The organism is Dysgonomonas sp. Shenzhen-Wh21 (assembly GCF_043392705.1).
Lineage (GTDB): Bacteria > Bacteroidota > Bacteroidia > Bacteroidales > Dysgonomonadaceae > Dysgonomonas.
This window is the reverse complement of the sequence record NZ_JAIXHZ010000207.1, coordinates 24,871-36,493: the sequence shown is the minus strand read 5'-3', so window position 1 is coordinate 36,493 and position 11,623 is coordinate 24,871. Positions and strand designations below refer to the sequence as shown.

The 11,623-nt window shown below is 38.2% G+C and carries 6 protein-coding genes; 1 reads left to right on the top strand and 5 read right to left on the bottom strand.

Annotated elements, in window-relative coordinates; genetic code table 11:
- Positions 1–266: 266 nt before the first annotated feature.
- The 5 genes from LDB17_RS14060 to LDB17_RS14040 form a co-directional block, all read right to left on the bottom strand.
- Positions 267–1,349 carry a linear amide C-N hydrolase gene (locus LDB17_RS14060; RefSeq protein ID WP_252638322.1) on the bottom strand — a complete coding sequence of 361 codons (1,083 nt, stop codon included), beginning with the start codon at positions 1,347–1,349 and terminating at the stop codon, positions 267–269.
- Positions 1,350–1,528: 179 nt separating this feature from the next.
- Entirely contained in the window at positions 1,529–2,482 is a 954-nt protein-coding gene (locus LDB17_RS14055) for a family 43 glycosylhydrolase (protein ID WP_252638321.1), read from the bottom strand.
- Positions 2,483–2,515: 33 nt separating this feature from the next.
- A complete protein-coding gene (locus LDB17_RS14050) occupies positions 2,516–3,910 on the bottom strand; it encodes a GDSL-type esterase/lipase family protein (protein WP_252638320.1) in 1,395 nt (464 codons plus the stop codon).
- A gap of 85 nt (positions 3,911–3,995) precedes the next feature.
- Positions 3,996–6,359, bottom strand: coding sequence for a TIM-barrel domain-containing protein (locus tag LDB17_RS14045; protein ID WP_252638319.1), 2,364 nt, complete (start codon positions 6,357–6,359; stop codon positions 3,996–3,998).
- 74 nt (positions 6,360–6,433) lie between these two features.
- Positions 6,434–8,695 carry a GH92 family glycosyl hydrolase gene (locus LDB17_RS14040; RefSeq protein WP_393925099.1) on the bottom strand — a complete coding sequence of 754 codons (2,262 nt, stop codon included), beginning with the start codon at positions 8,693–8,695 and terminating at the stop codon, positions 6,434–6,436.
- 423 nt (positions 8,696–9,118) lie between these two features.
- On the opposite strand from LDB17_RS14040, the gene LDB17_RS14035 reads away from it, so the two are divergent.
- Complete coding sequence (locus LDB17_RS14035) at positions 9,119–11,560, top strand: glycoside hydrolase N-terminal domain-containing protein (protein WP_252638317.1); 2,442 nt, start codon at positions 9,119–9,121, stop codon at positions 11,558–11,560.
- Positions 11,561–11,623: the final 63 nt, after the last annotated feature.

Sequence of the window (11,623 nt, the reverse complement as noted above, 5' to 3'; positions counted from 1 at the left end):
ATATCAAAATAATCGAATAGCCAATCGGGTAAAAAGGCCCGTAAAACTTCTGTTGAATCCAATCTTTTTTTACAAAGATAGAAATTTTGAGAAGTTATCAACCGACTTTTAGACTTGAGCCGTAAAACCACAAGACAATTTTGTGGAGAGAAAAAGAAATAATTTCTAAACTGTCTCTTTATTAGAATATAGAAATTAAGATTTCAATTTTACAAGCATTTTTGCTTATTTGAATAAGTACAACGACACTTATACTTAATGAATATTTATGATTTTATATTCACCGATTCCACAGGTTGCTTCTTCATGCTATCCAAAGGCATGCTGTGATATTTTACATTTTCAAAATCAATAGTCTTTAGGTTGATGCAACGGATATTACTATTGTACATAGTTCGATAATAGATGATACAATTTTGTGTATCTGTGGCCACTGTAAACTGAGTAGCACTTGGTACATCAGCTGATGCTTTTCCCCATAGTTGTTCTGTACCTGTTGGAATATCGAAATTATTCAAAATATGAAATGCCTGGAAAACACTTTCCTGTGCAGACTGTTGTTGTGGAGCTGTCAATTGGAAAAACGTAGCACGAACAAATCGAGATGGAGGAGTAAAATCTCCCGGAAGTCCTAACAAACCGGTTCCATGCCCGAGCGACTTCGTTTGCAAAGGGCCAAAATTATGTCCTGGAGGTGTGCCGGGTTGTAAATTTATATAATTATTCAAGTTTGTCCAGTGCCATTCTAAGCCGGGTGAATTGGTCAATACTCCCAAAGGGTTATCATAAAAATGCATGATTTCATCTACTATCTCAAGTACGATCTGACGCCCCGATGGTTCAGTGAATCGCCAATGTACAGTGGAAGAACGAGGATCAATATTCGTAACACGTATATTTTTTAGTTTTTCTTTAACTTCATCTACGGTTTCACACTCACCTAGTACATAAGATACTAATTGGAAATCCGCTAAGCTTCTTTCTTTTTGGGATGGATCATAAGAGGGGTATTTTCCATAATTAGGGAAATAAAAGAGTCCGGCAGACAGACCTTTTTCATTGACACCTTCCACCATAAACTCCTTTTGTTCTACCGACAAACCTATAAATCCGTATTTACTAGTAAATTTCATTCCATCGATTCCGGAAGGTGTAAGCGACTGAAGTTCCTGATGACGAGGAACAACCACATACATTGTATTCATAACACTTTCAGCCCATTCAATAGTACGTGCGGCAACGACACTTCCATCGCTACTTTTTAATGTGATACCTGTACAAGCATTTATTGACGCTTGTAATTGTAAAACAAGTATAGCCAGTAAAATTAATGATTGTTTTGAGTTCATAGTTAACAATTTTAGTGTTTCTATAATAAAACAATTAAAAGGCAAAAACTGTTTAATCTAAAAGTTCAATTGCCTTATATTCAGGCTTTATATTATTCAGTTGCCAATTGCTAATGCTGATAGAGAATATATTCTTGTTTTATATATCCAATAGAAATGTTTGTTGTACTTCGTATCAATTACTTTGTTTGCTTTACTATTTGTATTGTCCCATCAGCATTGTAGTAAAGTTTATCTACACATACCGATCGTAGCCAATCATTAAACTCTCCGTTTTTCTCAGATAAGGAACTATCATGGTAAAAAGAATACCATTGACCTTTGTATTCCACTATCGATCCGTGATTGGTATAGCTGTTTGTTGGTTCCATATAAATACCTTGAGACTTCCAAGGTCCTAGTGGGCTATTGCTGGTTGCATAACGCATACGATTATCCCCTTTTACGCCGTCATTCCAATTGTTATCGTGGTTGTCTGAATAAGATAGATAATAAATACCATTACGCTTGTGTACCCATGCCGCTTCGTGGAAATCATAAAGACCTTCCATTTTCTGAAGGCTGCCATCAACTTCCATCATATTATCTTTGAGCTTACCTCCAAGGCAAACGCCACCGCCACCTTGGTATATGTATGCTTGCCCGTCATCATCTATAAACACATTAGGGTCGATGTAAGCCTCCATTCCCTTCACATATCCTTGCACTACAAAATCTTTTGCAGGATACTTACTCGTGGCAACTCCAATTTTCCAACTTTTATTCCAATCTGATTCGCTAGGGTGCGGAAAATAGAAATAATATGTTCCATCTTTATAAACACAATCGGGAGCCCACATAAAACCACCTTCAGGTCTACCCCAGGATACTTGAGTAGAGCGAAGTATTTCGCCATGATCTACCCAGTTTACCATATCATCTGTAGAGAATACATGATATTGATCCATCAGGTCGCACCCTTGAGGCGGGGCCATATCATGCGATGCATATACATACAGACGCCCATCATTCCATACCCGAGCCGAAGGGTCGGCCGCATACATGTGTTTTATAAACGGATTTTTCTGACTATAGCTATTGCAGGATAACAGAGAAAATACAGCGATGTATACGGTGAAGATACCTTTTTTCATTTAGGTTAGTGTTATAAATTATTTACGACTTATTTATTTTCTATTTGCTTTTAGTATGAAGTCAACAATGGGGGCAGGATTAGAAAGACTATGTGGGTGATGTTTGAAGCCATGCTTCATCATCACGGTAATATCTCCACCTTCTTGTTTGATTTTTCTTTCAAATTCGATCGTCTGACTTGGTGGTACGGCTTCATCCTGATCGGCACAAAGTATAAGTATTGGGTATCTTCCATTTACTATTTCCTGTATTTTATCCGTCGGACTTCCTTTAAAGTTGCGGATATCGTTTCTCGTTTTTAGATTATAAGCCTTCATGAAGTTTTCTGTGATTTCACCTAGATTATCTGCTCTATCTGCCAAATAGCGACAATCGAGCAAAGGATTATCTACGTATATGCAACTAACTTTATCCGGATTAGCGGCTACCCAGCAAAAAGAATACATTGCACCACGACTCATACCTTCCATTGTACTTTTTTTTGATAAACCTGCATTGGTTAACAGTTTGTAGAATTCACCCCATATAGAAAGTGTCTCGCTATTTCCCATCAGTTCGGCAACATCACAGTATACTAGATGATAGCCCCTTTCGAGTAGAGCTATATCGGTTTGTGGTTCGTGTGCCCAGAAGCGGGCGCGCCATATCCAAGGTTTTCCCTGAGCTGTGGTTTTAGGTTTAACAATCTTACATTCACGATGCCTCAATTTGAAATCGGCACATGTGTATCCTTTGAAATTGCTTATAGTATAAGCTGTTTTTGTTTTTTTTAGGACATCAAAAGATTTATCTGTTTTCAATGTAATCTGCTCATATAGTCTACTAGCAATAATTCTCGAGCCTTCGTCATTGGGATGTATCTTGTCAGGAAATAAATCAGGTCTGTTTATTAATAACGAATGCATATCCAATACTTCTACTTCTTCATTATATGCCACTTGTTGAATAATTGGAATAATATCGTTCACAATAACGGGATCCCATATCTGATTAGAGTCTGTTTCGAAAGATACAAATGGTAGCATCAGTATAATTCGAGGATTTGATTGCAGACTTTTAAAGGACTTTACCATATCGCTACAATCCTTTACAAATTCATTTATGTAAACCCGATTAATAGCTTTGGCGTCATTTCCTCCTAAGTCTATAAACACGATGTCGGGATTGCTATTTAAAGCTTTCTTATAGGCTTCGGTACTCCAATAGGGATGATCTCCGTTGCGAAGCATAGTGCAACCACTTACTCCACAATTGATCACTTCGTAATTATTACCTAAAAGGTGTGCGAACTGTGCCGGATACGAATCCTTTTTAGGATCTGTAGTCAATGCCCCTTCGGTAATGCTGGCTCCCACGCAGACTACTTTTGTTTGAGCATTAACTATTATCTGAGAGATGAAAAGAAGAAGTATTAATATATATTTCATCCTGTGTATTTATTTCTTGTTATATTGAACATCCTAAAATGAAAATTGACAGTGCAAGTCACACTTTCTTAAATCTTTCTTGATACTAGAGCTTAATGTTCATTTCTTCCCCTTGATACACTATTTGTTTATCGGGTTGCGAAGTAGTATTTATACTTTTTCCTTCTTTTATTACTGTAATATTAAAAGATCTGGATTTCAACATGCCTGGAAATTCACCTCGCCTCTTTCCTATAGTCAATGTTTTACTTTTGTCATTCCATTTCATTGTAATTGTTGAGTAGATACCTTTTTCGTAATTATAGTTGTTGTTCTCATCTTCATACAATACAAATTCAGTATCTTTTCCGGGGTAAATAAACAAGGTAAGGTTGTCCCATTTCTTTTCCTCTGCATATTGTACCTTCGGGCCCCAAGGGAGTATCGTACCAGCTTTTATATATAGTGGAATAATATCTATTGGTACTGCTTTGCTGACTTCCTGTCCTCCGTTAAGCTTTTCTCCTGTCCAGAAATCATACCAGTCGACACCTTCCGGCAAATATACTTTTTGAGATTTTACTGCATTGAAATTTTCTACAACATTGCCATTTATACGATCCACATACATAGAATCTGTTACAGGGGCAACTAGTATTGACTTGCCAAACATAAACTGATTGTCTATATTATGTACTTCTTTGTCCTTCGCAAAATCCATGCTTAAAGCCCTCATCATAGAGCCTGCATTTGCTGTAATGTCATGTCCGATAGAATACATATATGGCAAGAGGCTATATCGAAGATTGATATATTTCTCCTGAGTATCATAAGCCCAATCTCCTTTTTTGCCAAACAAATATATCTCTCGGGGAGTATTTGTTCCATGCGAACGCATCATCGGCGTAAATGTAGCAAACTGCATCCAACGCACATATAATTCATGGAATGCTCTATCTTCAACCCCTTTAGGATAGACACGCCCTGCCCAGAAACCTCCTATGTCTGTGTTCCAGAAAGGAATTCCGCAAAGAGAGAAATTTAGGCCTGCCGAAATTTGATTGCGAAGCACATGCCAACGTGAATCGATATCTCCCGACCAAGAGTTGGCTCCATAGCGTTGCTGTCCTGCAAAGGCTGACCGGGTAAGTATATATACGCGCTTTTCAGACGTCGTCTTGCGTTGGTTGTCGTACACACCACCAACAGATGCCAGTGGATAAGCATTTGCTACGTCTCTGTATGGCCCAAGATGTGTAGTCTCATTAAAAGATTTTTCACTCACATTGTATTCTGGCTCTGTGGCATCCAGCCACCAACCGTCCATGCCGATAGAGAATATATTTTTATTCATGAAATCCCAATACACTCGGCGACCTTCGGGATTAAAAGCGTCATATACCTTTACTCCATTGTCTTGAGGAAATGTATCGAAATTAAATAAGAGTTTCTTGCTTTTCAGTTCTTTATGGATATTTGTATTCGGACCAAACGATGGCCAAACAGAGATGGCTATATGTGCATTCATTTTGTGCACATCGTCTATCATTTTCTGAGGATTAGGGAAAGTCGGATTTCCAAATTCTACAGCGTTCCACTGCTTGTTGTCAGTGCTCCAGTATTGCCAGTCTTGCACAATACCGTCAAGAGGTATGTTTAGACTGCGGTATTTCTTTACTACATCCAATAATTCATCTTGCGATGTATATCGTTCACGACTTTGCCAAAATCCGTATGTCCATAACGGAAACATTGGGGCTTGTCCTGTCAGTTCTCGTATCTGTGCGATTACACCGTCAGCATTTTCTCCGTACATAAAATAGTAATCTATACATTTGCCTGATGTTGAAGTGAAAGACAATCCCTCATCCGAATCTTTATACATTGTAGGGGAGTAATTATCCCAGAAAATGGCATATCCTTTTACCGAATGAATAATCGGTATTGCTATTTCCGTATTTCTTTGGCGAAGTTCTACTTCTTGTCCACGTTGGTTTATGTGTCCTTGCTGATGCTGTCCTAACCCGTAGATGGCCTCTTGTTTATCCAATAGAAATGTCTGCTGTACTTCGTACGATTTACCACTCTCGTAGTTCTTAGGTGTGAATACCGAGGAACTATTCTTCTCAGCAATAAAAGGTCTCGTGTCAGTACCATTAAATAATACATCTCCGGTCTTGAGATTAAGTGTAACAATAATATCTGATGAAATTAATGTTATCACATTGTTATATTCTTGTATTTGAAAATTTGTGTTTTCAGGTTCTTTAATCACTGAGAGGCTTTTTTTTTCTGGCACTTCTCCTTGTGGATATTTTAAAATCCTTATAATTTTAGAATTAAAAAATTGAATTTCAATGCTTGTTGAATTTATATTAGCCTTGATGCCATGAGATGTACGCTGATAATTTTGTGCTGCAAGTTGACTGCAGATAAAAAGGATAAAAAGTGAAATGAATGTTTTTTTCATAATTATATAGATTTTATCTTCTCTTTGTTATGCGAAACAATGTAAAGCATAACAAAGAGAAGACTCTTTTATTTTTATAGCTTTTCTGCTGAAGGAGGTACATCGTTTGCTCCCCATGCTTTATTTGCTTTATTTCCCATTATTAATACAAGCTTGCCGCCATTTTCTATATCCGAGTGATTGAACCAAGGTTTGTTCCATTCTTTTCCGTTCAATGTGGCTGACTGGATATACTTGTTGTCATCAGAATAGTTTTGAGCTACTATTTCAAATACTTTTCCATTACTCAATGTTATACTCGCTTGAGAAAACATAGGACTTCCAATATTGTATACAGGCATACCCGGAGTAACTGGATAGAATCCCAACATAGAGAATACTACAAAGGAAGATGTTCCTCCTCCGTCTTCATCGCCGGGAACGCCCATCAGGTCGTTTCTAAACCACTGCTTCAATAAAGTATGAATACGTTTCTGCGTTTTCCACGGCTGTCCGGCATAATTGTACAGATAAGGAATATGAAGGCTTGGTTCGTTGGCCATAGAGAATTGTCCTACATTGCCTGTATGATCGGGCAATTGTGCATAAAATTCGTATTTGCCACGTCCAAGAGGTTCGTTAAAAGTTTGATCCAGATTTTTTATGAATTGTTCATTTCCTCCCATCAGACTTACAAGGTCATTCACATTATGAGGTACATCCCAACGATAAATCCAGCCGTTATTTTCTCCGTAATAGTCCCGTGCACCCATGCCTCCCGAGAAGCGGTAGTCGAACGGTTCTATAAATTTCCCTTCTTTATCTTTCGGGTGGAAAAAGCCTGTTTCTGCATTATAGACATTTCTATAGTTGTAAGAACTCTTCAGATAATACTTTGCTTCATCTTCTTTTCCCAAGGCTTTGGCTATTTGCGACAAGCACCATTGATCGTATGCAGTGCCAAGCGTTACGGCTATTGGTTGTCTTTTTTCGAAGGGACTAACATTCGCTACTGTTTCTTTTTCGCCCGGATATAACGCCGGAATATATCCTTTTTCTTTATAAAACTCGTCTAACCATCCGGCAGGAGCTCCCGACCATGGAATAAGTGTTTTTTCTTCTATTCCTTTTTTACATGCGATATATGCCTTTTCCAAATCAAAACCTTTTAGTCCTTTTGCATAGCCGTCGATAACTGTTGCTACGGCATGATTGGAGTTCATCCGGCGAGAATCACCTGTAATCTCAGGGAAGGTAGGCATCCAGTTGTTGCCCATTTGTTCGGCCATCAACAAGTATGAATTAATGATATTCACTTCTTCCTCAGCATCGATCATTACACGCAAAGGATGAGTCGCACGATATGTATCCCAGATCCAGTCGTCAGTAAAGAACGGTTTACCCGCGTCTTCATGTACTTTCCCGTCGAAAGCGCTGAAGTAGCGACCGCCTTCGCTGATGCATACCGGACGTTCATAACAACGGTAGAGAGAAGTATAGAATACCGTTTTGTCAGTATCATTGTCTCCATTAACCTTGATTTTGCCTAAAGCGTCATTCCATATTTTGCGGCCTTTATCAGCCAATTGTTTCACTTCATAGTCTTTTTGTTCTTTGCGTAGGTTCTCTTTTGCCTGTTCTTCGCTGATGAAAGATACCCCGTAGCGTAAGCGCAAAGTTTGTGCATTATCTCCATAATATAATACGACACAGGCATTGTTGCCTTCTGCTCTTTTTTCTTTGTCGTTTATTGTATTGTCTTTCAATACTCCTGTAAGTACAGGGCTTTGTTCTGTTTCCAGATATATATATACATTCGTATTATTCGCCAGTTTTTGGTATCCGCTTACTATATTTCCGTCTGTCCTTATCGCTCCGTTACGCGAATTGAGTATCAGGTAAGCAGGAGTGTTGGGTAAAGTATAGTCTATCTGATAAATAGCGGATTGGTGAGAAAGTGCATATTGGATATGCGTTTGTTGATCGTCCAAGTCAACCTCATAGCTGTACGGCGTGATCTTTTCACGATCGTAGCTGTAGGATATAACAGGTTTTATTTTGGCTTTATCTCCCTGATAAGGACTCAGGTTGAAGGCCGAACTACCTCTGTGACTAGTAATAATCAGAGGCAAGCCTTTAATCATATCGCTTGTAAAATCGGCACGTTCGGGGTAAACCCGAAGCATACTGTTGGGCAGATGAATGGTAGGATAGGTGGGTACCAGTAGGTGACTGATGTTTCCCATATAAGGGTTTACATAATCTACCGGCTGCTTGTTGACACCGCTGTTGTTACTAGCTGTGCAAGCTGATAAAATAGAAATAAAAACAATGGTGAATGCATTTCTAAGCTTCATGATAAGTTTTAATTTAAGTTGGCATTTATTTAATTTCGATTACAAAGTAAACATATACCATTCGTATAAAGAATTAAGATTTGTATTTTCTATTCAAAGAATGTTTATTAACATATATGTCGAAATAATTTTATTTCCGGATTTTATGATATTCTTCATTGGTATTAATGATTATGATATTTTTATATCGCAAAGTAATGTGAGGGCAATTAAAAAAACACGTCGCTAGGTGTTAATAGGAGTATTAAAATGTAATTAAAATGCGATATTAACCGATGATTACATTAAAATTGAGTCTTTTTTGATGCAAAAACAGTAAAATTTGAGTAATCTCCTTTTTTTAATAAGATATTAAGTATGGATTAATTTGATTTTTAATATATAAGCTTTTTCTTTGTTATCGAATGAATACTTGTAAATATCATGAAGAAATACCTTTTGTTTTTATCAATTTTTACTTTAAGTACTATTTTTTGTAAAGCTGAAGACACTAAGCTTTGGTATAAACGTCCGGCCAAGGAGTGGGTAGAAGCATTGCCTTTGGGAAATTCTCGGTTGGGTGCAATGGTTTTTGGAAATACTGCAAGAGAACAGCTCCAGCTCAATGAGGAAACGATGTGGGGAGGAGGGCCTCACAGAAATGATAGCCCTAATATGTTAAAAGTGTTGGATGAGGTGCGCTCTCTTATCTTTGCCGGAAAAGAAAAAGAAGCAGAGGCTTTGTTGGAAAAAAATATGAGAACTTCGCATAATGGTATGCCCTATCAAACAATAGGGAGCTTATATTTAGATTTTACAGGACATAATAAATATTCCAATTATTCAAGACAACTTGACTTGGCTACAGCAGTAGCTACAACAAAATATACGGTAGATGGCATTAATTATACCCGTGAGGTGTTTTCTTCTTTTACAGATAATGTCATTATTATGAGAATTACGGCTGATAAGCCGAATAGTATTAGCTTCACAGCAGGATATGACTCTCCTGTAAAAGATTATAAAGTTCAAGCTAAGGGCGATAAGCTTATTCTCAAAGGTATGGGGGCAGAACACGAAGGTATAAAAGGCGTGATTCGGTTCGAAAACCAAACTCAAATAAAAGCTGAAGGAGGAAGAGTAAGAGTTGACGATAACAAACTCTCTGTAAAAGCAGCTAACTCGGTTATTGTTTATATTTCTATAGCGACTAATTTCGTTAACTATAAAGATGTGAGTGCCAATGAATCGGCTAAGGCTACTGGTTTTTTGAAAGACGCACTATCGAAGCCCTATGACAAAGCGTTAGCAGATCATATAAAATACTATAAAAAGCAATTCGATCGCGTATCCTTAGATTTGGGAAAATCGGACAATGTCCTAGAAGAAACAGATGTAAGAGTTAGAAACTTCAAAGAAGGAAAAGATCAAAGTCTCGTTACCCTACTTTTTCAGTTTGGGCGTTATCTACTTATTAGTTCATCCCAACCGGGAGGGCAGCCTGCTAATTTGCAAGGAATATGGAACGACCAATTAGTGCCGCCTTGGGATAGCAAATACACTATTAACATCAATACGGAGATGAACTATTGGCCTGCAGAGGTTACCAATCTAAGTGAAACACATCAACCTCTTTTCCAGATGTTAAAAGAGTTGGCGGTGACAGGGCAAGAGACTGCAAAGGTAATGTACAATGCGAATGGCTGGGTTGCACATCATAATACGGACCTTTGGCGTACTACAGGTCCTGTAGACGGAGCATTTCATGGTATGTGGCCTAATGGAGGGGCATGGCTGAGTCAGCACATGTGGCAACATTACTTATATACAGGAGACAAGAACTTCTTAAAAGAAGCATACCCTGTGCTGAAAGGTGCAGCAGATTTCTTTCTCGATTTTTTGGTGGAACATCCTACATATAAATGGATGGTAACATCACCGTCTACCTCTCCCGAACAAGGCCCTCCTGGAAAAAATACGAGTATAACCGCAGGATCTACAATGGATAATCAAATTGTATTTGATGTGCTTAACAATGCTCTGGAGGCATCTAAAACCTTAGGCGTAGGTGATGAAGCATATAATCAAAAACTCGAGGATATGATTTCTCGCCTTGCACCTATGCAGATAGGAAAGTACAATCAATTGCAGGAATGGTTGGGAGATTGGGACGATCCGAAGAATGATCATCGTCATGTCTCTCACTTGTATGGGTTGTACCCAAGCAATCAGATTTCGCCATATTCACATCCAACGCTTTTTCAGGCGGCAAAAAACTCACTTCTCTATCGTGGAGATATGGCTACAGGCTGGTCGATAGGTTGGAAAATTAATTTTTGGGCACGTCTGCTCGATGGTAATCATGCCTATAAAATTATTTCGAATATGCTATCTTTGGTAGAGCCGGGTAATAACGATGGACGTACTTATCCGAACCTATTTGATGCACATCCGCCATTTCAGATAGATGGAAATTTTGGATTCACTGCGGGGGTAGCAGAGATGCTTCTGCAAAGTCATGATGGAGCAATACATTTACTACCGGCTTTGCCTGATAAGTGGAAGAACGGAAGTGTTAAAGGGTTGATGGCTCGTGGCGGTTTCGAAATTTCATCGATGGATTGGAGTGATGGTGAGATATCTTCTGTAACAATTACATCTAAACTAGGCGGAAATATGCGTCTTCGCTCTTATGTGCCATTAAGAGGTGATGGATTGCAGGAGGCAAGGGGCGTGAATACTAATCCGCTATATAAAACAGCAGATATAAAAGAGCCGTTGGTATCGAAAGAAATAAATCCTCAATATCCTCTATTGTATAAAGTTTACGAATATGATATAATAACTCAACAAGGTCATTCATATACCTTTAAGAGAGGAAAGTAAGTTTGCCTGTAGTAGATTAAAAGTGTTTTTCGTTATTTCCTTGTCAGTTTTAGAATGACAAAG